The organism is Flavobacterium sp. H4147, from assembly GCF_029360735.1.
In the GTDB taxonomy this organism is placed as follows: Bacteria; Bacteroidota; Bacteroidia; order Flavobacteriales; family Flavobacteriaceae; genus Flavobacterium; species Flavobacterium endoglycinae.
Genome location: NZ_JARKNB010000002.1, coordinates 511,564 through 536,803, shown reverse-complemented (window position 1 = coordinate 536,803; position 25,240 = coordinate 511,564). Strand labels below are relative to the sequence as shown.

The window sequence follows — 25,240 nt, the reverse complement described above, 5'->3', positions numbered from 1 at the left end:
CATTCCAAAGATCTTATAAAGTACAATCTCTTAATGTGATTTATTTTTATAAGTAATTTAAAATGAAAAAGATATGAGATCAATTTGGACAGGTTCAGTAAGTTTTGGATTAATTAATATTCCTATAAAAATGTTTTCGGCAGTGCAGGAGAGCAGTCTTGATATGGATATGCTGGATGCAAAAGACCATTCGAATATAAAATTCAAACGTGTCAATGAAAACACAGGAAAAGAAGTTGATTATGCCAATATCGTAAAAGGCTACAATTTAGAAGGTAAATATGTCATTCTGGAAGATTCTGATTTTGAAGCGGCAGATGCCATAAAAACCAAAACTATTGATATTGAAAGTTTTGCTTTCGAAAAAGAAATCGAAAGTATCTACTACGAACAACCATATTACCTTGAACCCGACAAAGGTGCTATGAATGCGTATGGCTTATTACGCGATGCGTTGCAAGCTTCTGGAAAAGTGGGCGTTACGCGATTTGTATTGCGAAACAAGGAAAGTCTGGCGATTTTAAAACCGTATAAAAATGTAATTGTTTTAAACAGAATCCGTTTTGAACAGGAAATTCGAGGAACTGATGAATTAAAATTGCCCGCCATGTCTAAAAAATCAACTAAAGAAATGGATATGGCCGAAAAATTAATCGATCAGCTGACTGAGAAATTTGATATTTCAGGTTTTAAAGACGAATATACTGCTAAACTTTTGAATATTATTAAAAAGAAAGCCAAAGGAAAACCACAAAAAGCAGCTCCAAAAATGAAAGTTGTTCACAAACAAAACGACGATTTAATGTCGATGTTAAAAGCTAGTCTTGAAACGAAAAAGAAAAAATCCTCTTAATTGGATTTTAATTCGTTTTGATTTTCTTCTAATTTGTGAATGATCTTTTTAATATTGGCACCTTTTGATAAAACAGGCGTCCATAAATCGCCTTTTTTCTCAAAACGTTTCAGCACATTTTTAATGGTAAATTGCGAAGGATGCAGTTTATCATTCACCTCGCTCCATTCCAACGGAGTCGAAACAGTTGCACCTGGTTTTGGGCGCACCGAATAAGGCGCTGCCAAAGTTTGTCCGCGACGGTTTTGTAAAAAATCGATATACAGTTTGTTTTTTCTCTTTTTAATGCTTCGTTCAATCGAAGTAATATCCGGAATTCGAGATTGGACTTCCTGGGCAATTAACTCGCCTAAAATTTTAATAGAGTCATAATCATACTGCGCTCCAAGCGGAATGTAAATGTGAAGTCCAGAAGCTCCAGAAGTTTTGCATAAACATTCGGTATCCAGTTCGTCTAAAACTTCTTTAACGACAAGAGCTGTTTTTACAACTTTTGTAAAATCATCATCTGCAGGATCTAAATCAATAACCAGCCAATCAGGATTGTGAATATGTTTGATAGTAGAGTTCCACGGATTCATCTCTATACAGCCTAAATTGGCCATATATAGCAATGTTTCTTTGTTGTTGCAGATCAAATAATCAATATTGGCATTATTCGATTCTGAAAAGACTTTTTTGGTTTTCAGCCACGACGGAATTTTATCGACATCAACGTCTTTCTGATAAAAACTAGGACCATCAATTCCGTTAGGAAAGCGGTTCATCGATTCTGGACGGTCTTTTAAATAGGGCAGAATCAACGAAGAAACTTCATCATAATAATGAATAATGTCGCCTTTGGTAATATTGTCCTTCGGAAAATAAACTTTGTTTTGATTGGTAAGATGCAGAACTGTTTTTCCTACTTTTAAATCATAATCATTTTCTGTTTTGATTTCCGTTTTATGGTCTTTTAAATCTATCATTTCTTCAGGATTGAGTTGTGTTTTGTTTTGATTTGGAGAGGATAAAAAAACTTCTTCTGCCTTTTTATCAATTCGGATTCCGAGATAAACCGGATGTCTTAAATTCTGGTCTTGTGTCCATTCTGAAAATTTCACTTGACAAACGACTTTCGGTTTAACCCATTGAATTTTATCTCGTAAAGGCACTTTTTCGTTAAGCGGAGATTTATCGATAAAATGCGGTTTAAGCTGCGTGTAAAGGTCTTTAAGAACAGTTTCTGTAAATCCCGTACCGCATTTTCCAATATATGTTAGCGTTTTACCATCATATTGTCCAAGCAGAATGGCGCCAAAATATTTTCGGGAATTTTTAGGTTCCGTAATTCCAATGATAATGGCTTCTTCTTCGTTGGCTGTTTTTATTTTCAGCCAATTGCTGCTTCTTCTATTAACGGTGTAAGTGCTGTCGGCCTTTTTAGCAATGATTCCTTCGGTTTTATTTTTAGCGGCTTTTTCAAACTGTTTAATACCGTCGCCAATCGTGTGTTCAGAATAATGAATATTCGAAAAATCGTATTTATTAAAAAGAATCTTAAGGAGTTCTTTTCGTTCTAAAAGCGACAATTCGGTTATGATATTTCCGTCTAAATTGAGTAAATCAAAAACGTAATATTTTAAGTTTCCAATTCCAGTTTTCATATAGTTTTGAAGGAGTTGAAAATCGGCTCTTCCGGCATCATTTTCTACTACAACTTCACCGTCCAGAACTACGGTATGATCTATTTTTTTTAATTCTTCGGCAATGAGCTTGAAATTCGCATTAAATGAAATTTCATTTCTGCTCAATAATTCTACTTCATGCGGATTAATAACGGCAATAGTTCGATAGCCATCATATTTCTTTTCAAAAATCCATTCTTCGTCGTCAAAAGGTTTTTCTTTTACAGAAGCAAGCATGGGTTTTAAAAATTCGGCTTTTTCAGTTTTTTTGCTGGTCTTTTTTTTAGCAGATGTTGTTTTAACTGGTTTTGCGGTAGTTTTTTCGGTTTTTGAAGCTGCTTTTTTGGATTTTTCTTCCAATTGTTCCAGACTTCTTTTCGAAATAACGGATTTGTCTTTTTCTAAAATATCAATATCCGAATCGGCATATTTATCGTCTTTTTTAATCAAAAGCCACGCATTTTCCTGTTTTCCATGAAGTTTAACCAATGAAAATTCGCCTTTAAGTTTTTTTCCTTTTAGAATAAAACTCAAACGCCCTTTTTTTAAATCGCTTAATAACTGCTTTTCGTCAGAAGCCGTTTTTTCATCAGAAGTATACGTTCCATTATCCCAAACAATCACATTTCCAGCACCATAATTTCCTTCAGGAATCGTGCCTTCAAAATCTTTATAACTGTACGGATGATCTTCTACCATCATAGCCAGACGTTTTACTTCTGGATCCATTGACGGTCCTTTTGGCACAGCCCAGCTTTTCAGAACACCGTCCATTTCTAACCTAAAATCGTAATGAAGATGCGATGCGGCGTGTTTCTGCACCACAAAAATCAATTCGTTTGCTGATTTCTCAATTTCCCCTTTTGGTTCGCGGGTTTGTTTAAAATCTCTTTTTTGTTGGTATTTAGACAGTGACATAAGCTGAATTAGTATTAAAAATGTTACTAGAATAGAGTGTAGAGCAAAGTGGCTACAATAGCAAAAATAATATGGGCAAAGAACAGCTGAATATAATAACCGTTAAAGTCAATTGGGGGTTGCTGCGAGGTTAATTTAAACATAAATACCCAGCTGATTATACCAATTACACCGCTGATAACTCCCAGAAGGATAGCACCTAATGGTGAAATTGGTACAATATCTTTAGCCCATACTATGTGATATCCCACAACAAATAGAAAACCTATAATGTAATGTATCAACCACCCCCAAGTTTTTTGAGATTTTTCGGAAAGACTTATATGAGTTTTCTTTAGAACATAGCCAAGTAAAACCGGTTCTTTATACAATTCTCTAAAGCTTTTAGACATTGCATAACTAAACAAAGTCATAGCCGTTGTAGCACCGATTGAAACTATAATTAGCTGTATAATAGTATATAAATTCATAAAATGCCTTTTTTGAATTAACTCTAAGTCAAAGTTAATTCAGTAAGGTTGGTTTACTTTATACTATTGGATTTTGTAATTATATAATTATCAGTATATAAACTCAACAAGTTTCTTAGTGTGTGATTATTTCAAGGCATTCTTTTAGAATAGAAATCGCTTTTTCCATTTCTTCTTTTTCTAAATGTCCGAAACCTAAACGAGTGGCAGTAAGATTTTTGGTTTGGTATAATATGGTTTTAGGCAGAAACAAACCTTTGTCTGAACATTCTTTTTGAAACGTAATCAGATTGAAATGATCCAGCCATTCGACCCAGATTGCCAGTCCGCGTGGTGGAATTTTAAAGGTAATACTGCCGTTTAGTTTTTCGTTGAGAATGGAAACAAAATGGTCACGGCGCTCTTTGTAGATTTTTTTATTTTTTTTAGAAAGACGATGCACTTCTCCTTCGGTAATCCATTCGGTTAAAACTTGTTCTTTTAAGACGTCGATTCCGGGTTCGAGAATGTTTTGATGTTTTTCGAGTTCTTTAATAAATTCAGAAGGTGCCGCGACAAAACCGTAACTGAAACCCGAAGGAAGCGATTTACCAAAAGAACCAATATAAACCACTTTTTGGTTAGAATCGAAAGCGGCTAAAGGCAAAACGGGATTATTATCGTAATGAAAATCAAAATCATAATCGTCTTCTAAAATCACAAATCCGTATTGATTTGCAAGTTCCAAAACTTCCATTCGTTTTTTAGCGCTGAGCGGAATGGTGGTGGGATAATGGTAACTCGAAGTGAGGTATAAAACCCGAATAACAGAAGTTTCGCAGATTTCTTTTAAACGTTTAGTGTCGATTCCGTCTTCATTAACAGGAATAGAAATAATCTGTGCTCCAGTATTGGTTAAAGTCATATTTGACATATAATAGCCCGGAGAAGCTACAACTACTTTATCGCCGGGTGCAATAAGCACTTTGGTCACAAGATATAAAGCAATTTCGTGGCTGCTGGTCGTAAGAAGATTTGATGTCGAAATGCGAATACCGCGCGTAAGATTGAGATAATTCGAAAAATGCGTTTTAAAGTTTAAATGCGAGCGAAGCTGCACCTGTTCATACGCTTTGAATGTTTTTCGTCTTTTTAATTTCGAAACATATAATCTTGCCAGAACATCGGTCTGCATTAAACGTAAATCAGGCATTCCGTCATTGAATTGATACGGGAGATTGCTTATTTCGGTTGGATTTTCAAGAATAGTCGAACGCTGAAAGCTAAAGCCGATATTGGTTTCTGCCGTAATTTCTTTTGTAATAAAATCGGTTTTACTTTTTTGTTTTTGCTGCGATAAAATAAAAGTTCCTTTGTTGGGAAGCGTTTCAATCCAGCCTTGTGATTCCAAATCCTGAAAAGCTTTGATTAGAGTATTTCGATTGACGGCTAGTACTTTACATAAAATACGGGTTCCGGGAAGTTTAGTTCCTTCGGGTAAAAATCCTGTTTGTATGGCTTTTATAAACTCAAAAACGATCTGTAGGTAAAGAGCAGTGTTTTCTTCTGGCTTAAGCTGAATAAAGCTTTTAAAAGGAATTTCAACCGGACTATCCATAATTATAAAACTGGTATACTTGATTAGTACGGCAAGGTACTACTTTTGCCAAAAAAACAATAACCAAGATGAAAAAAATCTATATTGCTGTTCTAACAGTGATTTGTACTAATTTTTACGCACAGACCAAAAGAGATTCCATTACCGAAATGGATGAAGTTATAATTAATGAAAACCGTTTCAGTACGCCAATTTCAAAACAAAACCGAAATGTATATGTGATTTCGAGTGCCGATATTAAAAAACTGCCAGGAAGAACGCTTCAGGAAGTATTGCAATATGCAAACGGAGTAGATATCAGACAAAGAGGACCTTTTGGAAGTCAGGCTGATATAAGCGTAGACGGAGGAAGTTTTGAGCAAACTGTTGTTCTTTTAAACGGAGCTAAAGTGATCGATTCGCAGACAGCGCACAATATGCTGAACCTGCCGCTGCCAGTAGAAGTGATCGAAAGAATTGAAATCCTTCGCGGACCAGCAGCGAGAACTTTCGGAATCAACAGTTTAACGGGAGCAATTAATATCATTACCAAAAAGCCTACCGATTCTGGAATTTTAGTAAGTACGTATGCTGGTTCTAATTTTGAAAAGAATACAGAAGGAAACGGAGATACTTTTTACGGAACAGGCGTTCAGGCAGGAGCAGTTTTAGGGAAAGAAAAACAACAGCATTCTATTTTTGCTTCTCATGATAAAAGCAACGGATACCGCTACAATACGGCTTTTGAAAACAATAAAATATTCTATCAGGGAAATGTACAGCTTAATGATTCTAATGAAATTTTAGGATCTGCAGGTTATATTAATAATGGTTTTGGTGCGAATGCTTTTTATGCTGCGCCGGGCGATAAAAACTCTACAGAAAGAGTGCAAACTACTTTTGCGAATTTACAATCGAGACATTCAATTACAGACAGCTGGAAAATTATGCCGAGAGTAAGTTACCGTTACAATTATGATGATTACCGTTATTTGGGTAATTCTAATTTAAATGTGGGAAGAAGTCAGCATTACACCAATTCAATTGCAGCTGAATTGAACTCAACAGTGAAGTTGTCTAAAGGTGAAATTGGTTTTGGTGCAGAATTTAGAAACGAAGATATTCATTCGTCGAATATTGGCGATCATGACCGAGAAAACGTAGGATTGTATGCGGAATACAGAACAAGTTTCTTCGAGAGATTAAATATTAATCTGGGAACTTATTTAAATTATAATTCGGATTACAAATGGCAGATTTATCCGGGAATTGATGCGAGTTATGAAATCACAGATTCGTTTAAAATTATTGGAAATGTAGGAACAAGCCAGAGAATTCCATCTTTTACGGATTTGTATTTAAAACAAACTGGAAACATCGGAAATGCTAATTTGGATTCTGAAAATGCTTTTCAGAGCGAAATTGGATTTAAATACAATAAAAAGACATTTACTTTTAATGCGAATTATTTTTATAGAAAAATTACCAATTATATCGACTGGATGCGTAATCTCACAACAGTGCCATGGCAGAGCCAGAATACTGGAGATTTAAGTACAAACGGAATCAATCTTCGTGGGACATACAGAATTGATTTTTCAAGAGATTCAAGATTGAATATCAATTTAGGATATTCGTATTTAGATTCGGATTTTAAAAGCTCTCGTACAGAGATTTATTCAAAATACTTGATTTCGTCTTTAAAACATCAAGTAACAAATACAATTGATTACCAATACAGAGATTTATCAATATTGTTTGCTACTCGTTTTAATGAGAGAATTACCGGACCATCTTACTGGATTAATGATTTTAGAGTAAGCCAGTCCATCAAGAAATTTACAATCTTCTTAGACGCTCAAAATATATTCAATGCTACTTATTATGAAGTAGGAGCAATTCCGCTTCCTTCAAGATGGTTTAGTTTAGGCGCAAAGTTTGTCACTTTTTAAGACCAGCTTTTCAGTAAATATTTCTGAAAAGAAGAATTGTATCATTTTTTTGGGAAAATTTAAAAGGCTCAATTCGTATGAATTGAGCCTTTTGTTTTTATAGCGTTTTATATGTTTATTTGATGGTAATCGTCATATTCGGAACTACAATTGTTCCAGTGGTACTTCCTGTGTATCTCTGCGCATATACTTCAATGTAATCCCCATTAACCATTTCAGTTCCTGCATTTAAAGGCAAAACCACAATATCATTGGTTGCTTGGCCTCTTCCGTATATTTTATACTGGCTTAAAACACTTCCGTTTTTAGCAATATAAATGATATAGGTTCCCGCTGCAGGTACTTGAAAAGAGATAGATCCTGTAATTTGGAAGATTCGTTTCTTTTTTCCTAAATATTTAAGCCTGTTTGCTGCATCAGTCGTAAATCTAAATAAATTAGAATACGTAGTAGTAGGTGTTCCACTTCCTACTTTTACAATATCACTAGGATTAGCAGTGTTGAAAGCAACTGAAAGTCCATTACCAACAGGATAGTCCATTGCGAAATCTCCTGTTGCACTGGCATCACTTTCGGTTGGGATTCCGGCAGATCTAACATTCCAGCTATTGTTGAAATTAAATCCTGTATATGATCCTGTGGTGTATCCTTTTACATATCCAGCTGTATTTGAACCTGTAAAAACTACTGATTCCAGAACAGCATCTCCGGTAATACTTAATCCGCTGGTAGAAACATCAAAACCAATTGCTGTACCGTCAACCTGGCTGAAACCTCCTTGTTTTTCAACTAATGTAAAGGTTCCGGTTAATTTTTCGTAAGTTCCGGCATTATTACTGAACCAGCCTAAATTGCTTAAGAGTAATTGTGTGATATTATTATACGTAATACCATTTGTGTTTCCGGTATATTGAATAATACTTAGAAATACCAAACCAAATCCAGAAACGGTTCCCACACTGGCTGAATTGGCTACAACAGAATCTCTAAAAATCAGGTTTTCTGTTGCTGCACCGCTAAGGTTAAAAACACTTCCTGTTGCAGCACGAAGCGTAACTGATTTAATACCTCCGCCCGTTGAACCTTCAAAAATGTTTCCGGTAGCTCTAAAAATTACATCTTCATTTGGGTCAAGACCTTGTATATAAGCGTTATTTAAATCTATTGGAAAGTTAAAAACGATGGTACCGTTTATTTCATATAGTGTATTGGTATTCAGAACATATTTTGATCCTCCGCCCGCTGCCAATTCTGCTGCTAGAACTACGGCTAAATTATCAGTACTTTTAATACGTTTAAAATTTAATCTAGGACTAACACCGCTGTTGATAGCCACCCACGAAGAGGTTCCCGAGGAGTAGAAATAAAAAGCTTTTAAATCGGTATCATAAACTAATAATCCGTCTGCAGGAGTAGCAATTGCAGTTCTTTGAACCGTGGTCATACGTGGTGTAAGCATTCCTTGTGTAGTAGAAGTAATATCCAATACAGAACTTGCATTTGGAGTTACAGTTCCAATTCCGATTTGTGCATGGGATGCGAATGAAAAAAGAATGAAAAAGAATGCTAGAAATGTTTTGAAGTCTTTAGGTATATACTGGTTTATCATAGCTTTTAATATTAGTTAATAGGTCGATTAAGGTTGTAGCTGTATTTGATAGTTAGTTTTTTGAATTGGTAATGATTATCTTTTGTGATATCTTTTCGTTATCTGAAGTTAAAAAGGCGGCGATATAAATTCCGTCGCTTAAACCAGATGTAGAAAAAGCATAGTTTTGTTCGGCGCCTAGATTGTCTTTAAACAATACCACTTTACCAAGCATATCGTATAATCTAAACGATTTAAAGTTTGTAGATTCAGGATTTGAAGCTCTTAAAACCTGATTGGTGTTATCTTGACTAATATAGAAGTTTGATTTCGTCGCTTCTCCAACACCAAGTGTAGAATTGGTAAAGGTAATTTTGAAGCGGTCAGTGTATACACCAGGAGCAACTGTAACTTCATAACTTCCATTTTTTAAGTCATGATACGAAGAATCCAATTCATCGTAGAGGTAAATATTTTGAGTATTGTCAAAGTTGACAACTATAGGAGCAGAAAATTTAAAAGTTGAACTGGTTTCTGCTTTTACAATAAGTGGAATTCTTTTAGAAGTATCAAAATTTACTCCCTGTATGATATAATTTCCTCCTTCCAGCCAAAAGTTAGCATCATTAGGAAGTGCCGAATCCATATTGAGCGCATCAAGTCCTCTGTCAACCCCATCAGTGGCTTCTGGTAAAAAGGCCAATGCAAGCTGTCTTGTAAATTGGTTGTTGATGATCGTATTTATTCGAATATGAGGAATTTCCTGAACTTCTTCTTCAGCTTCATTTTCGGTATTTTTAGAAGTGGTTTTGGCCGTAGTTTTATCTTTTGCAGGTTTGTTAAACTGCGACAATCCTGAACCTTCTTTGTAAAAAATACGATATGAATTTCTAAAAGTAACCGTTCCGTTTATAACACCGTTTATTACGAAACCTTGTCCGATAGGCGAATATTTTCGTTGAATCGAAAGTCCCGAAGATGGTCCGGTAGTATTCACACTTCCGTCAGGATTGTAAGTATTAAAAGTGGCAGGAACGTAAATACCATTTGAGCCTAATGATCCCGGAGAATAACTTCCGTAACCACCTTTGTAAGCTGTTAAAAAATGTGAATTTACAGTTTTATCCTGTTCCCAGAAATAGGCGATTCCGGTGCAGGCACTATTTAGCGGATCTAATAAAAAAGCATTTAAATGAAGCGCAGAAGGATAAGGATTTCCAGTAAGGGTAGAAGCATTGGAAGCGCCCACAGTTACGGTAATATTTCCGTCGTTTGGTTTTCCTCTAAAATCATATCTCTGAGCACCAGTTCCTCCGGGATTATTAGCACCGCTTCCTTCAGGATTTGTAGCATCTGAGCCGCTGGTTCCTTTCATGGTAAAACCTTCTCCAGGCGCAATTGTTGTATTGCCCGCTACCTGAACCCATTGCGAATAATTATTCGCATTGGTCAATTTATAAATCCAATACGAGGCAATCGCTAACGGATTTGAGGTTCCATCATAATTTCCCAATGCTAGAATTGTAGCAGGAGTAGACGCTGTAGAAGTTGTAGGCCTGTTTAGCAACGTAATTCCAAAGTTATTGTTTCCGGTAGATGAGGTGTTAATACCAACTGGAGAGCACCAATAATTGTATTCGAAATTATCTGAAGTTCCTTCTTGATAAACCGATATGGTTCCCGTTCCGGAATTGGTTGAAGTAGCAGTGGTTCCCTGTACAAGCTGAGAAAGATTTCGCAGATACAGATTTGAATTAGCAGCGAGATTTATATTCTGACCCACGTACAAAACCTGATTTTGAACGTATACAGGAGTGCTTGCGCCAACATATATTTGTGAAAAAGCTTGTATGGAAATCAGAATAAAAAGGAATGTAATTTTTTTCATAAACTTCATTTTTATTTTAGAATATACTTTAGATAGTAGAGATGATAAGGCTTAGAAATATGTTTTTTTTAGAAGCTTAATTTTATATTTCTTTTTAAGGACAAAAATGCCGAATAAGATTCCGGCAGCAAATAATATTCCTTCCAGTTCATTTATGGGAAGTCCCGGTGGATTAGGCCCCGTTGGAGGATTAGGTAAACCAGGCGGCGGCGGAGTCTGCGAAAAAACGGAAAGGGAAAACAAGAGGATTAGGCATATAATTCTTTTCATTTTTCATTTTTTATGTTAGGGCATATTTTAAAAAAACGATTTAAATGTTTTTAGACTAAGGCTCATAAAGATTACTAATCTTACAGATTTTACCTTTCTTTGGAAATCATGTTTAACAAATATAAAATTTAAACTCGTATAATTCTTACAGTATTTTTTTAAATTATTACATAATTCCCATGTTTTTAAGAGTTTAGACATGATAATTATGTAACTTCTTACGGAAATGCCTGCTTTTACGATATTTTGGACTCTTTAAGATTTCTTTTTGAATAAACGATAGGAAAGTGGAAATAGTAAAACGTTTTTTAAAAGATAACCCTATATTTGCTCCAGATTTTGGTCTATTTTTCATTAAGAAGAATAGTTAAAAGGGAATCAGGTGTAACTCCTGAACAGACCCGCTACTGTAAGTTCTATTACGTCTTTAAACGATACTTATGCCATTGTTCGCTGCCGCGGATGAGAAGGCTGTTTTAAAGATGGAACAAGTCAGGAGACCTGCCAGAATCATATAGTTTAAAACTTTCGTGGTATGAAGTGGAAAACAAAGAAATTACCGGCTGATATACAGCGGGATTCTTTTCTATGGTTTTTTATATCATCATCAGAAAGTTGGTTTAATTCAACAATGATGTACAATTTTAAGAAAACCTTTTTCGCCGCTTTTATTTTATTGATTCCTGTTTTGCTTCACTCTCAAACGTTGGCTGATAGTTCTCGGGTTTTAAAAGAAGTAGTTTTAAAAACGAAACCCTATCAGGAAGTTATTCCTGTACAAAGCCTTTCGGGTGTTTTGCTCGAAAATCTGTCGGCTCATAATGTGGCAGATGCGCTTCGTTATTTTGCCGGAACACAAATAAAAGATTACGGCGGAGTGGGCGGACTCAAAACTGTTGATGTACGTAATATGGGTACGCATCATGTGGGTGTTTTTTATGATGGTATTCAGCTTGGAAATGCACAGAATGGTGTAACCGATCTTGGGAAATATTCGTTAGACGATATGGAATCACTTACGATGTATAATGGACAAAAAAGTGAAATTTTCCAGTCGGCAAAAGACTTTTCAGCGGCATCTACAATTTATTTACGCACGAAAAGACCTGTTTTCAGCGGAAGCAAAAAATCAAATCTGCTCGTTCGTTACAAAACCATGTCAATTGATTACCATGATCCTTCTTTGCGTTGGGAACAAAAACTGAGCGATCATGTAAGTATGAGTGTCAGCTCTGAATTTATTAAATCAAATGGTCAGTATAAATTTAGATACAAAAGAAAAAATCAGGACGGAAGCACGGCTTATGACACTACAGCAACGCGTTGGAACAGCGATATACAAGCGCTTCGATTTGAATCAGGACTTTATGGAAAAATCAATAATGGCTCTTGGGATGCCAAAGTGTATTATTATGATTCTGAAAGAGGGGCGCCGGGTGCTATTGTAGAAAATAAATTTAAAGATGGCTTCAGACAGTTTGACAAGAATTTCTTTACTCAGGCTTTTTTAACGAAAGATGTTTCCGAGAAATATAAATTCCAAATCAGAGGTAAATACGCATACGATTACACCCATTATATTGCAAGAGATACCACACAAGTTTTAGGAGAACCTGTAACCGAAGGAGCCCAATCTGACGATAGTTATTATCAGCAGGAAGTGTATTTTTCGGCAGTAAACATGTACAGTATTTTAGAAAATTGGGATGTTTCTCTTTCCACTGATTTTCAGTACAATAAATTAAATGCCACCAGAAGGGGAATTCAAACTCAGTTTTCTTTTCCACAACGTTATACTGCATTATTTTCATTGGCAAGTTCCTATCGATATGACGGATTTAAAGTTCTTGGAAGCGTTGTGGGTACTCGTGTAATCGAAGAAGTTCGTTACAATGCAAAACCGCCTAATAAAACCGAATTTACGCCTGCTTTGTTTCTGGGTTATACACCATTTAAGCAATATGATTTTAATTTAAGAGCGTTTGCAAAACGCATTTTCAGAATGCCTACTTTCAATGATTTGTATTATACAATGATTGGTTCCAGTACTTTACGACCGGAATATATGAATCAGTACGATGTTGGTTTTACATATAACCTGCCTTTTAAAGAAAGTTTTTTAGACAGACTTTCAATTCAAGCCGATGCGTATTACACGAATACCAAAGATAAAATTGTCGCTGCACCAACCGGAAATCTTTTCCGTTGGATGATTACCAATATAGGGCAGGTGAGAGGTAAGGGAATCGAAACAGTTTTAAATGCGGCAGCCCATATTGACCAAGTAAATCTTACTGCCAATCTTACTTATACATACTCTGAAAGTCGTGATTTTACAAAATTTGTTGGTTTAGAAATCTCATCTTATGGCGACCAGATTCCCTATACACCATGGCACAGCGGATCGGCAATTTTGAATGCTGGATACAAAACATGGAATTTTAATTACAGTTTTATTTACGTTGGAAAACGGTATAACGGAAATGTCAATAATATCAAAGTAAATGAAGTTCAGCCTTGGTACACTCACGATTTGGCTGTGCAGAAATCTTTCCTCTTCAGCAAATACAAATTGAATACTGCCGTGGAAGTGAACAATACTTTTAATCAGCAATATGAAGTGATTTACAATTATCCGATGCCGGGCAGAACCTTCAAATTTATAATCAGTATCGAATTATGAAAAAGAACCTTATACAAATAATTCTAAGTGCTTTTGTAATCTTTAATCTGGTTTCGTGCCGAGAAGATGAAACGATTTTTCTTTCTTCAAATACTAATGTGGCGGCTCCACGAAGTGATGGAAATATTGAGGGATTTTATCTGCTCAATGAAGGCAATATGGGAATGAACAGAGCCAGCCTTGATGTCTTTAATTATCGAACTGGAAATTATACTACAGATGTGTATTCAGAACGAAATCCATCGGTTGTAAAGGAGCTTGGAGATGTAGGTAATGATATAAAAATTTATGGTAACAAAGTATATGTTGTTATAAATTGTTCGAATAAGGTTGAAGTACTTGAAAAGTGGACTGCAAAGCGAATTAAGAAAATTGATATTCCTAATTGTCGTTATGTTACTTTTTACAGAGACAAGGCTTACGTAAGTTCGTATTCAGGTCCAGTAGCGATTGATCCGAATGCCGAAATTGGATTTGTAGCCGAAATTGATACTACTTCTTTAGAAATAAAACGTAAAGTTACCGTTGGTTATCAGCCGGAACAAATGGTAGTGCATAACGGAAAATTGTATGTGGCCAATTCGGGTGGCTATCGTGTTCCTAATTACGACAGAACCGTTTCGGTAATCGATCTTGAAACTTTTACTGAGATTAAAAAAATTGATGTTGGCATTAATTTGTACAGCATGCAGATTGACAGCAGGGGAGATATTTATGTGAGTTCACGAGGAGATTATTACAACACGCCGTCAAATCTTTTTGTAATTGATACCAAAACCGACGAAAAGAAAATGCAGCTTGATATTCCCGTTTCGGGAACTTGTTTGGTCGATGATCTATTGTATTATTACAGTGTATCATGGAGTTATTTAACGGGAAGCAACAAAGTGAGTTATGGGATTTTAGATACTAAAACCAAGAAAATCGTAACGGACAAAATTATTACTGATGGTACCGACAAAAAAATAATGATTCCGTATGGACTTCAGGTAAATCCCGAAACCAAAGAAATATATATTACTGATGCTCAAAACTATGTCGTAACAGGATATATCTATTGTTTTACTCCCGATGGAAAATTAAAATGGAAAACCGCCGCTGGAAATATTCCGGCTCATATTGCTTTTATTACGAAGAAGTAAAGTTGTTAGTTGTCAGTTGTTAGTTTTTGGTTTTTGGTTATGGGTTAATTAGTATTGTGGTGCTCTAAATTATATTGTAAAGAATACAACCTATAGCAGGAAACCACTTAACTATTCTGTATAGGCTATTATAGGATTGTATCCTTACAGAAAAGGAGCGTAACAGATTCAGTTTAAATTTGTGTTCATAGTTTTTGTTTTTTTATGGGATTAAATGTTTTATGGATGATCTATAATACTGATATGATAATTCCATGTTAGTTATCTATTTGACGTTTAACAAAATATCGGCTATCTGACCTATTAAAGCGGAATTTTGAAGAATTACAAAAGAATCTTCGTCTTCAGAATCTGTATCATCAACATCTGATTCCATTTCTGCTTGTGATATGTCTTTATCTCCTGCAGCTCCTGTAAATCTTTTTAAGGATTTTAATCGGGATTCTAAAATCGTTACTAGATTTACTAAATAATCCTCTGCTGATTTTATAGAATTCATTAAGGTCTGTAGTTGTTTTTGAGATGATTTAGAGATCCAGCCATATCCTGTATAATCACCTAGAAGCGCTTGTTCACCTAACTTGGTAAAATAAGCCTGACAAGCCATACAGGCTACTTTTGTACCGCCAATTTCTTGTATTTTATTTTTTGTATCCCTAATACTGGCTAGTATGGCTGATTCAGCGTGTATATTGTCTTTATTAGCAGGGACTCTCATACGTTTTTTAACATGCGCTCTGGCAAACTTTCTGGCACTTGTACCAGACACACGTTGGGCATTATGTTTATTTTCATCAAAAAATTTACGTACAATTCTTTTTTTCAAATCTATTTTTGATTCTCCTTTTTTAGCTGCTATTGAATTTTTAAAAGTACCTTTGACTACTAATTTTCCTTTTGATTTATAACTGACTGATTTTGCAAGATCTTCAATTCCTTTTACTCTTCGATTTACGCTTATAGAACGTATATTTTGTCTGTAATAATCTCCTAATACACTTTTGCTATTTATTCCGGTTTTCTTGTTTGAATTTGCCGTATTTCCAGATACATAAATTGACTCAGAAGCATCTAATGTTGATTTTACTAAAGCAATTTGTACCTCTGGGGTAACATTGTTCTTTTGTTTTGAATTAACCAATTCTTTTATCATCGAACTGAAATTGGCTAATCTTGCTTCGTGTTTTGTCATATGAAGGGTATCTGTGGTACCCAGTCCAGTTAAATGAACGGCGGGATTCATTGGCGTTGTAGCTGAATCTGTTCCTAACTCTGCTTTTATTTTATGAATATTGGCTATTTTGTCATTTGCTTTTGCAATATGCTCATTTAGTTCTTTCATTTGTCTTTCGAACTTCTCTTTGGGAGTTTCCTTTTTTTTAACCTTTTGAAAGGTAGAAGAAGAAAAATGCTTATTGAGCAGTTTTTTATTTGGATTTAAAACCAATTGATCATTAGCTGTAGCTTTCTTCCCCATTACATCAGCTTCATTTTCTAAACCCTTATTATCATTTACATTTACTTTACCTTTCATTTGCAAAGTAGGTTTTACCCGTCCTTGTTTTTGCTGTACTACGTGCCAAGCTTCATGTGGTAGATGTTTTTCTTGACCAGATGCCAGATGTATATTTGTGCCTTGTGCATATGCATGTGCATTCAGCTTTGCCGGCTTGTCTGAGTTATAATGTACTTTTATGTCATCCATAGAATGACCAGAAAGATTTTCTATGCCTGATTTCAGGTTATCTGGTAATCCAGTATTGTTTGCTTTTTTTTGTAAAATAGATGCAGGGCGGTTATCCTGAAGTTCGACTGCCTTATTCTGGATGACCGTGCTGTTTGAATTGGCAGCAGCTGAATTGGTTTGGGATTGGGCTTTTATTTTTTGATATTGTTGCATATAGAATCAGTTTAATAAAAAAACGTTATTTACTTGTGGTGTTCCATAGTGTTTTTATTCTTTTTTGTTTCTCCATTTTGCCTAATATCAGCGTATGAATTCATACTTTAGGTTTTGGTTTATTGCCAATCTCTGTAGACTCTGCATTTTTAGAGTTGCCTTTTGGTTATTACTCAACAGATCGTGTTATGCTGCCAATAATTGCATTGGGGAGTTGATTAATTAAAGAGTTTCTAACAGTACTGACTGATAGGGTATGTAAAGCATAAATAACCACATTAAATCCAGCATTTCCATTAAGCTCGGCATGCCCTCCATTTCCTCCAGGAATATTGTCTATTGCATCATCTATCTGATCTCTGGTTACACCATTTACTACAAGACGAAATGTATTTGATCTAGCTCCAATACGTTGGATTAATTTTTCTTGATTATTGCCAACTTTTCTTTGAAGAGTAATGTTAGTAGTATTGATTAATTTTTTTTGAATTGTTCTTTCAGGCCTATTGTCCATAAGCTGAAATGTAGATTTACCCTTACTCTTTTTCTGAGCAACTACAGATGCTGCTGACTGGCTTTTTTTTTCTTCTTGCGTTTTGTCTGTATATGCTTTCATTTTTTCTTTTAAGTTTATTTTCTTTTGAAAAGAAGTTGCTTAGTAATAAGGTGTAAAAAAAGATGGTTTTTACATTAAATAATTTTTTGCGAGTTTCTTATTTGCCTCCTTTTGCCGCATTTTCTGCAGCTCTTTTTGCTTGTAATCGCTCTCGTTCCGCAGCTCTTTTTGCTTCTCTTTTTCCGTCTTTTTCTGCTCGTTTTTCTGCATGTTGTTTACTTTTTACATTTCCATGACCTGGGTCTTTTCTAGCCATACCTGTTCCTGAAGCTTGTTTAGGATGCTTTGTTAATTGTGCCACATTCTTTTTGCTACTAGATATTGCATCTCCTATTTTTCTTTGCAAAATAGATTCTGGACGGTTATCTACAATTGCCTTTGAATTCTTATCATTATTCTTGTTTTGAATAACAGAGTTAGCAACTATAGTACTTTTATTTTCTTTTGAATTCTCTACTTGTTCATACATGATTTTAAATTTTTTAATTGGTTATTTTTAGTGTTTATAATAGAATATAATTTTGCTCTAGCTTTTATTAATATCTCGGCGATGGGGGTGTTTTCTAAAACTCTTTTAAGGTTGCTATTTGAAGTTTTTAAATTTTTCTAATAACTTTTCAAACTCCACTCGTTCGGTTTCTATTTTACGCTCATTCATCGCTCGTTCAATTTTTAGTTCGACAATTCCTAAAACAGATTTTTTAACGATTCCTCCCAAATTGGAAATGCTATTAAATTCACGTAGCGCTTTCTCAATTTCTTTCGGATCTTGGGCAACTTTTGGTGTAGCTACGGCTTTAGCAGGTACTGTTATATTATATCTTTTTTCAAATACCTCGCGACTATTTATTTTTCCGGTAGTTGGGTCAATAACGACAGATTTACCACCAAAAAAATCGGCATGCGGTTGAACTACCAGCCATGCATGTCCTTCGTCATCGGTTTTGTCATATCCTCCTTCCATTGTAGTTGGAATACCCAATTCTGCCAATACTAGATGAAAAAATGCTGCTTTTTCCCAACAAGTTGCAGCATCACCATGTAACATGACACCCAATCCTCTTTCTCTACGTGTCTTGCCATCTTCAAGAGGTTGTCTATGTTCATCAAAAGCATCTATTTTTCCTTGACGGTTATAAGGAATTCCTGTATGCACATGTTCCATAGCATGCGTAAATTTCTCTCCTAGACTGACATTTGCATGTTTAGCTGCAGAACCTTTTTCAAATTGATCTTCTAAATAAGCATCAGCATTTGGATTAACTCTTAAACGGGTTTTACCAGAGGGCGTATCAAAGTGTCTGTCGGTTTCATCTACCATATTTACATTTGTGCCGAGACGCTGTATTACGGGAAGGATTGCATTGCTAATTTTTGTTGGGACAACTTTTTCAGCTTTTGAATTAGTAGTCAGATTTTCTTGATGTGCTTTTAATTGCATTTCCTGAGGAGAGAAATTTGTTGCTATCTTTTTATTTTGCACGATATCTTTCGAAGCCTTACTCTTAAATTGATACGCTTTTGCCCCCATAATATCTGCTTCTTTTTCCAATCCTATGTCATTGTTTACAAGGGTATTGCCAATTTTTACGGTAGGTTTTACACGTCCTTCCATTTGCTGTACCACATGACCAAGTTCATGAGGCAGATGTTTTTCTTGGCCAGGTGCAAGATGAATATTTGAACCTTGTGCATATGCATGGGCTTGTACGGCAGCTGGTTTGGATGAATTATAGTGCACTTTTACATGATCTAGGTTTTTATTGCTCAAATTTTCCATTCCTGATTTCAAATTATCGGGCAAACCAGTAGTATTAGCTTTTTTCTGAACAAGATTTGATGAAGTACTGCTTAGTTTTTGTTCTACAGCAGATCTCGTACGGTTATCTTTTAACTGAACTGCTGAAGTGTTTTTATTCTCGTTAGCTGCAGTAATCAAAGGAAGATTTTCAGGTGATTTTTTATGTTGTAGTGCCATTTTTTCATTTTTTAAATATGTATCTTATTTAAGTTTTCAACAATACAATTTCTACAGGCCCCAAAGCCCCCGAATAATCAATTGAAGAACAAAAAGGATGGTTTTTAATAAGCAGTTTTAAATATTCAAGTTCTGGATCGTAATACGGAATATCGATTTTTTGTCCAGTAATAAGTTTTATTAAATAATGACTCTTTATCATTTTTAATTTGAAAAGCGGCTGGTGAACTGTGTACAATATGTTTTCCATTTCGATTAAAAAATCATCTTTAGAAATTGAATTGGTAAACTTATTGTCGTATTTTTTTAACAGAAAAGTGATATGAAGCTCGATTTTTTCGACCAATTCATCAATTGATTTTTTTTCTGTTTTTACAATTAGAAAAAGACTTTTGGTCGTAATTAAATATCCGTTTACGACTAATTCATGCTCTTTTATGAAATGATTTAAGGCCATTACGATTACAGTGCTTCTGTAATTAAAATCAAAATGTTTCTTCCAGTTCCCTAGTTTCAGTTCTATTTCATGCGAATAAAAATGCCTTTTAGAAACCATTGATGCAGGTTTATCATCCGTTTTTCTCATATCAGTTCATTTGAGTGACACTTATAGTTCGGTTTTCTTTTTTAAATTCACGCCTGATGCCTTCAATTAAAACGGGAAGGGTTACTATTGTTTCATTTTTTTGAATGGATTTCAAAGCGCAGTATCGAAGTACATTGACAATGGCACCTCCGGCAAGCTCATATTTTTCGGCTATATTTTCCAGATCAATAGCAGGATCAAGCTGGCATTTGCCTGAAAATGCATTTTCCCATAAAAGCAATCTTTCATCGGCTGCAGGCATCGTAAAATGTATCATAGATTGAAACCTTCTCGAAAAAGCTTCGTCCATATTTTCTTTTAAATTGGAAGCCAGAATAACAACTCCCGGAAAATCTTCAATCCGCTGTAACAAATAACCCGTCTGCTGATTGGCGTGTCTATCGTTTGAAGATGAGGTTTGTGTTCTTTTTCCAAAGAGAGAATCCGCTTCATCAAAAAACAGAATCCAATCTTTATGCTGAGCCGTATCAAATATTTTCGAAAGATTTTTTTCGGTTTCACCAATATATTTAGAGACAATCATCGAAAGATCTACTCTGTATACTTCGCGATCACTGCTTTTTCCTAATAAGGTTGCAGTCAGCGTTTTTCCAGTTCCGGGCGGTCCATAAAAGAGTGTTCTGTAACCTGGTTTTATCTTGTTGTCAAGTCCCCATTCGTTCATTAAAACGGAACCGTACTTCAGCCAAGCTTCGATTTCAAGAACTTGCTGCATGATATGATCTTCCAATACCAAATCAGACCAATTGAGTTTGGTGGAAATCTGTTGGGCAGGAAATGAAACACTGTGTTCCAAACGCGGTAATGTTCCAGTTAGGAAAAATTGAAGCCAGCGTTCGTTTACTGAAATCAGCTGATTTAAAAGCGGAACATTTGCTTCCAAAGCTTCAAGAAATATAACATGCTCTTTTATTAGAATATTTGATGCATGAAGCACTTGCAGCATTTCAACACGAAGTTCAGGATCGACAGCTGTTGCTAAAAAAGCAAAAGTTTGTCCCGTGGGTAAAAAACCGCTGTGATTTTTGCTGACAACACCTCCAAACTCCGTAAATCCACGATCATACATGGCATTTTTACTGAAGAAAATATCCAGTATTTCAGGTCGTATTTGAGGAGCCAGAACTAGAGCCAGACAAAGGCGCTCGTACAGATTAAGATTCCATTCGTTTAATTTTTGGTGGTAAGCGCTGTTTTCTTCATCAAACCCATCAGGCATGGGAATATCCTGCCATCGGTTTTCATGACCTTCCTGAAGCAGATAACTGCAGATTACCTGATCGATAACCTTTTGCAGCCAATCCATTTCGGCATACAGCGAAGCTACATTTTGATTAGTTTCCATACCCTTCAAATAATTTCTCAATGTCATCCAGACTTGCATTTGCCCATTTAAAATAGAGTAGTGCCGTATTTGGATTTAGTTCATTCGACTGCATCATATCCAGAAGATGATCTTGTGCGTTTTGCAGTACTCTTTCTGAATTAAATTCGACCGTATTATCAAAATGGGAATTAAAAAGTTCATTTGTCCATTCAGAAGAATGATTGTTTCTGCTGATAAAATCACTAATGAAATAGGAAATTTTTTCCTCTTGAACGATCAGTTTTTTAGCTTTAAAATAAGCCGGTTTTCGTTTGGTTTCGTGATGATAATAATCGATGTCTTTGGATTGTATCGTTTTGGTATTTGAATGTCCGAAAAGATCAGCCAGACCAAAATTTTCAGTATCACTTGCGAGTTCGAGTTCGGCAGAAGATTCTCCTGCAATAGCAAGGGTGGTGCTGTTGGCTGTGGCACTTTCGGTCACTACATACAATTCCCTAAAGGAATAAATAGACTGTGTAAGCTTTATAATCAGGGATTGCTGAATTTCGTTCCAGTTATTAATTTTTACAGATTCGGGCTGTTCTGCTTTAAAAATAAAACTGCCCGGATTTGCAAAAGCCAATATCTGACGGCTGAATTCAAACTGCCCGTCAATAGGAGCCTGGCCATGTCCTCTTCCCGAATACGGTTTTGAAATACCATCGCTAAAACTCCAGTTAGCACTATTCTGTGGTATGGTACCGCTTAAATCAACATCCTGAGGGTTTACAATCGAATTGCGATATAAGTTTCCCAGTAAAACGATTTCTCCGTTTTTGATTTGAAAATAATCTCCCGGAAACAGGTTTTGATTTAGGGGTTTTGTGGGTACAAATCCTCCTGTTTTTAAGTAAAATTGTCTGTAGAAATTTTTATAAATACGATCCATAAACTTAAAAATTAGTGAGTTTAAGTCCACTGTACAGAGGACTGTACAATGGACATTTTGAGTTAATTAAGATGCCAAAGCCGCTGCGTTTGCTGCTGCTAGGGCTGCTTGTAAAGACTGTAATTTAATTTGTGCTTTATTCAAATTAGTGTTGGCAATATTCAGCTGTTTGTTCGTCTGGTCATTTGCTGTTTTGGCATTTTCATACGCTTCTTTAGCATTGTCGTAGGCTCTGTAAAGAAGGGCTTGTAGTGAATTTCCAGAAACAGCTTTTGTAGAAATTGCTAAATCATGATTTTCGCCTGTAAGGGTTTCATACAGTTTTGTAGCTTGTTTGTTTTCAAGTGTTATTACTGCTTCAGCCTCTAAAACAGAAGCTTCAGCCGCAACCGTCGATTTTAAAGCAATCAGTGTGAGCGCAACGGCGTTATTAGCATCTGTTCCCGCTGAAGCCAGTCTAGCAATCAGATCATCAGAAATCAATGGATTTAACGCTTTTTTGCGAACTACCAGATTGGCCAGTTTATTTACCAATTCTACAGAAAAAATTAATTGGTTAATAAGCTGACTGATACTGCTAGAAACAATCGAAGTACTTGCTGATGACAAAATCATTTTGTTAAACGTGATGTCTGAGTTATAAGCCAGATTGTAAGCGTTTTGAACAACCTGATCGACCAATGCCTTATTGCTCAAAGCATGTGTACGGTTGTTTTCTGCAGTAAGTAAATATCCTTGGTATCTTTGTGATTTTTCTACAAGCGATGTTACAATAGCTTGCTGCTGCTGTACTTCTGCGGTTGTATCTATAACTTGATTTGTTAAGGCATCTATTTCAGATTTTTTCTTTTCGGTAATTCCATATTTTGTTGAAATCGGAGTTAATAATAAAGCTTCCATATTTTTAGAATATTAATTATTTATGATTTTAAATTGTAAGTGATAAGATCTGTGTTTTCCCAGTCAGAAAGATTGTTGGAATATTGGGCACTGTTAATTTTATTGCCATTGAAATAGGAAAGAACTACAGGAATATATTGTTTTTGATCCACTAATGGATTTCCAAAATTATCCGTTGTTGTACCATCAATATTTACATCATAGGTGTCGAATGAAGCATTCTCTGCTTTTTCACCTTTAGCGGGAACGGCAGAGATGTAACTTCCCGCTGGAACATTCTCGGCAAGAGTTAGGTTGAAGAAGAAAGCACCGCTGTTTTGAATTGGTTTTGGATAATTTTTCTCTACTTCTGCTAATTCTTCTTTTTTAGATTTCTGCTGATTTTTGGCAGTACTAAGTCTTGTATTTGCTTCTGCCAATGAATTTTTAAAATTCGAAAGGTTTTGTTTTGCAGCTGCATTTTTTGGATCCTTAGCCAGTTCAGCTGTTAAATGCTTAATGTTGGCATTTAGATTATCTACTTCCTGACTCAGCTTATTAATTTCATTATCAAATAATTCGATAGTTTCATTTAGCTGTAAAATTTCAGTTTTGTCTTCCAGCGTTGTTAAATCTTCATTTGTCAACAAATCATCCGGATAAGGCAGAAGAATGAATCTGTAATCAATATTTTTATCGCTTACTAAAGCATCTTTTTTAACCTTGAACTCGTAATCGTATATTTTTGAACGTACAGGTTTGTCAGCTTTGTGTAACGTATGCGTTAATTTGAAAGATTCAGATGCCACAGAAAGATAATCGTCAAATGTGTTGATTTCTTTTTTGTAATCTTCTGTAAATTGGATTAGTAAAAAAGCAACATATTTTTCTCCTAGTACAATAGCTTGATTGTCTGAGTCTAACAGATTCTCCATGGCAATTACAGCTTTTAATTCCTGATCAGGATTTGATGGTGTAGGAACTCTAAAATACTGTGAAGAATTGCGTAGTAAATCTTCGGCAGTAGAAATCGTAAAGAAGGACTTTTTACTTTCTTTTACGATAATGATATTATAGCTTCTTACCGGATCTTTTATAACCTGATTTGCCGCATCTCTAAATGAAAAAGGACTTTTAAAAGGATCGAATGAAACGGTAAACGTTTTTTTAACAGAATCAAATGGAACGGGTACCGTAACTACTAAATTTTGGTTGAAATTTTTATTATTGATATCATACGCTTTTTTCGCCGCTTCGTATTCCACTTTACTGCATTTAATAGCACCTTCGGCACTTCGAGTAGTCATGCTTGCCTGCGACTTCGTATCATTATCGGCTGTTAAAATCGCGGTAATTGCAGTCAAATCTGCTGTGGTAACCTGAAGCAGACTGTTTACAGAATCGCTGGTTACTTTTGCTTCATCGGCTACAACTCCCGAAGTTACTTCTGCAATAGAGGCTGATGCTTCCATAGCCTGCTGTGAAGTTAACTCGGCATTGTACGCTGTTTTGTTCATTAAACTATACACTTCTTCACTCTGACGGTAAATCTGAGATCCGTAATCGGCAGCGTTTATAATACTAAAAATGCTTCCTACATCGCTTGCCAAACGTACAATCGCATTGGTCGCCACTTGTATGTTTGCTGCAGCAACTGCTACGTTGTTTACAGATTGCGAGGTATACGTTTTTTGCTGGTTGGCAGACAGTAAAAGGTTATCGGACATGTTTTTGTTTTTGACAGCCACACTGTTAATGTGCTGTTTGTCTTCGTACATTTTAGTTGTAGCGTCCAGTTTTTCATTGGCTACAATCTCGGCGCCCTCTGCGTAATACAGCGTAAACATAGAGGCATTTAACTGCGAATCGAGTTGTTTTTTACCCAATTGCTGACTTTCTAATGAAGTTAAAACACTAGAATGTAAATTTTCATTGTAGGTGTTCATAATGGTTCTTTTTATTGATTAATTACTTATTTTATAGGATCTTATTTTT

General features: G+C 35.5%; 19 protein-coding genes and 1 riboswitch. Of the genes, 4 read left to right on the top strand and 15 right to left on the bottom strand.

Going from position 1 to position 25,240, the window contains the following annotated elements; genetic code table 11:
* Positions 1–73 precede the first annotated feature (73 nt).
* Positions 74–853: a Ku protein gene (locus tag P2W75_RS10075; protein ID WP_276380313.1), complete on the top strand. Its 780-nt coding sequence runs from the start codon at positions 74–76 to the stop codon at positions 851–853.
* Here P2W75_RS10075 and ligD read toward each other — a convergent pair.
* From ligD to P2W75_RS10060, 3 genes are all read right to left on the bottom strand, one after another.
* On the bottom strand, positions 850–3,438 hold the full coding sequence (gene ligD / locus P2W75_RS10070; protein ID WP_276380312.1) for a DNA ligase D: 2,589 nt from the start codon (positions 3,436–3,438) through the stop codon (positions 850–852). The genes P2W75_RS10075 and ligD overlap by 4 nt on opposite strands.
* 26 nt (positions 3,439–3,464) lie before the next feature.
* On the bottom strand, positions 3,465–3,908 hold the full coding sequence (locus P2W75_RS10065; RefSeq protein WP_207296556.1) for a hypothetical protein: 444 nt from the start codon (positions 3,906–3,908) through the stop codon (positions 3,465–3,467).
* Between the two features lie 115 nt (positions 3,909–4,023).
* The gene (locus P2W75_RS10060; protein ID WP_276380309.1) at positions 4,024–5,505 is read right to left on the bottom strand and encodes a PLP-dependent aminotransferase family protein; all 1,482 of its coding nucleotides are present in this window, start codon (positions 5,503–5,505) and stop codon (positions 4,024–4,026) included.
* 68 nt (positions 5,506–5,573) lie between these two features.
* Between P2W75_RS10060 and P2W75_RS10055 the strand changes: the two genes are divergently transcribed.
* On the top strand, positions 5,574–7,436 hold the full coding sequence (locus P2W75_RS10055) for a TonB-dependent siderophore receptor (RefSeq protein WP_276380308.1): 1,863 nt from the start codon (positions 5,574–5,576) through the stop codon (positions 7,434–7,436).
* Between the two features lie 115 nt (positions 7,437–7,551).
* Here the strand turns inward: P2W75_RS10055 and P2W75_RS10050 are convergent, their stop codons facing one another.
* Genes P2W75_RS10050 through P2W75_RS10040 form a run of 3 tightly spaced genes read right to left on the bottom strand, consistent with a single transcriptional unit; the run spans position 7,552 to position 11,182 of the window.
* Entirely contained in the window at positions 7,552–9,045 is a 1,494-nt protein-coding gene (locus tag P2W75_RS10050) for a hypothetical protein (protein WP_276380307.1), read from the bottom strand.
* A gap of 52 nt (positions 9,046–9,097) precedes the next feature.
* On the bottom strand, positions 9,098–10,912 hold the full coding sequence (locus tag P2W75_RS10045; protein ID WP_276380306.1) for a T9SS type A sorting domain-containing protein: 1,815 nt from the start codon (positions 10,910–10,912) through the stop codon (positions 9,098–9,100).
* Positions 10,913–10,963: 51 nt separating this feature from the next.
* Entirely contained in the window at positions 10,964–11,182 is a 219-nt protein-coding gene (locus P2W75_RS10040; protein WP_276380304.1) for a hypothetical protein, read from the bottom strand.
* A gap of 323 nt (positions 11,183–11,505) precedes the next feature.
* Positions 11,506–11,706: riboswitch (cobalamin riboswitch) on the top strand.
* Between the two features lie 11 nt (positions 11,707–11,717).
* On the opposite strand from P2W75_RS10040, the gene P2W75_RS10035 reads away from it, so the two are divergent.
* Together P2W75_RS10035 and P2W75_RS10030 are read left to right on the top strand one after the other, a co-directional pair.
* The gene (locus tag P2W75_RS10035) at positions 11,718–13,865 is read left to right on the top strand and encodes a TonB-dependent receptor (protein ID WP_276380303.1); all 2,148 of its coding nucleotides are present in this window, start codon (positions 11,718–11,720) and stop codon (positions 13,863–13,865) included.
* Positions 13,862–15,007 (top strand): DUF5074 domain-containing protein, encoded by a 1,146-nt coding sequence (locus P2W75_RS10030; RefSeq protein WP_276380302.1) that lies wholly within the window; start codon positions 13,862–13,864, stop codon positions 15,005–15,007. Before P2W75_RS10035 ends, P2W75_RS10030 begins: the two co-directional genes overlap by 4 nt.
* Before the next feature lie 265 nt (positions 15,008–15,272).
* Here P2W75_RS10030 and P2W75_RS10025 read toward each other — a convergent pair whose 3' ends face one another.
* The 9 genes from P2W75_RS10025 to P2W75_RS09985 form a co-directional block, all read right to left on the bottom strand.
* Positions 15,273–16,907 carry a DUF4157 domain-containing protein gene (locus tag P2W75_RS10025; protein ID WP_276380300.1) on the bottom strand — a complete coding sequence of 545 codons (1,635 nt, stop codon included), beginning with the start codon at positions 16,905–16,907 and terminating at the stop codon, positions 15,273–15,275.
* Between the two features lie 169 nt (positions 16,908–17,076).
* On the bottom strand, positions 17,077–17,523 hold the full coding sequence (locus P2W75_RS10020) for a hypothetical protein (RefSeq protein ID WP_276380299.1): 447 nt from the start codon (positions 17,521–17,523) through the stop codon (positions 17,077–17,079).
* 97 nt (positions 17,524–17,620) lie between these two features.
* Positions 17,621–17,992, bottom strand: a complete 372-nt coding sequence (locus P2W75_RS10015; RefSeq protein ID WP_276380297.1) for a hypothetical protein — start codon at positions 17,990–17,992, stop codon at positions 17,621–17,623.
* 114 nt (positions 17,993–18,106) lie between these two features.
* Entirely contained in the window at positions 18,107–19,501 is a 1,395-nt protein-coding gene (locus P2W75_RS10010; RefSeq protein ID WP_276380296.1) for a DUF4157 domain-containing protein, read from the bottom strand.
* A gap of 28 nt (positions 19,502–19,529) precedes the next feature.
* On the bottom strand, positions 19,530–20,087 hold the full coding sequence (locus tag P2W75_RS10005) for a hypothetical protein (RefSeq protein WP_276380295.1): 558 nt from the start codon (positions 20,085–20,087) through the stop codon (positions 19,530–19,532).
* A 1-nt stretch (position 20,088) separates the two neighbouring features.
* Positions 20,089–21,453 (bottom strand): ATP-binding protein, encoded by a 1,365-nt coding sequence (locus tag P2W75_RS10000; protein WP_276380294.1) that lies wholly within the window; start codon positions 21,451–21,453, stop codon positions 20,089–20,091.
* Positions 21,443–22,366 (bottom strand): hypothetical protein, encoded by a 924-nt coding sequence (locus P2W75_RS09995; protein WP_276380292.1) that lies wholly within the window; start codon positions 22,364–22,366, stop codon positions 21,443–21,445. Before P2W75_RS09995 ends, P2W75_RS10000 begins: the two co-directional genes overlap by 11 nt.
* A 66-nt stretch (positions 22,367–22,432) precedes the next feature.
* Positions 22,433–23,266, bottom strand: a complete 834-nt coding sequence (locus tag P2W75_RS09990) for a hypothetical protein (RefSeq protein WP_276380291.1) — start codon at positions 23,264–23,266, stop codon at positions 22,433–22,435.
* Between the two features lie 20 nt (positions 23,267–23,286).
* The gene (locus P2W75_RS09985; RefSeq protein ID WP_276380290.1) at positions 23,287–25,191 is read right to left on the bottom strand and encodes a hypothetical protein; all 1,905 of its coding nucleotides are present in this window, start codon (positions 25,189–25,191) and stop codon (positions 23,287–23,289) included.
* Positions 25,192–25,240 lie beyond the last annotated feature (49 nt).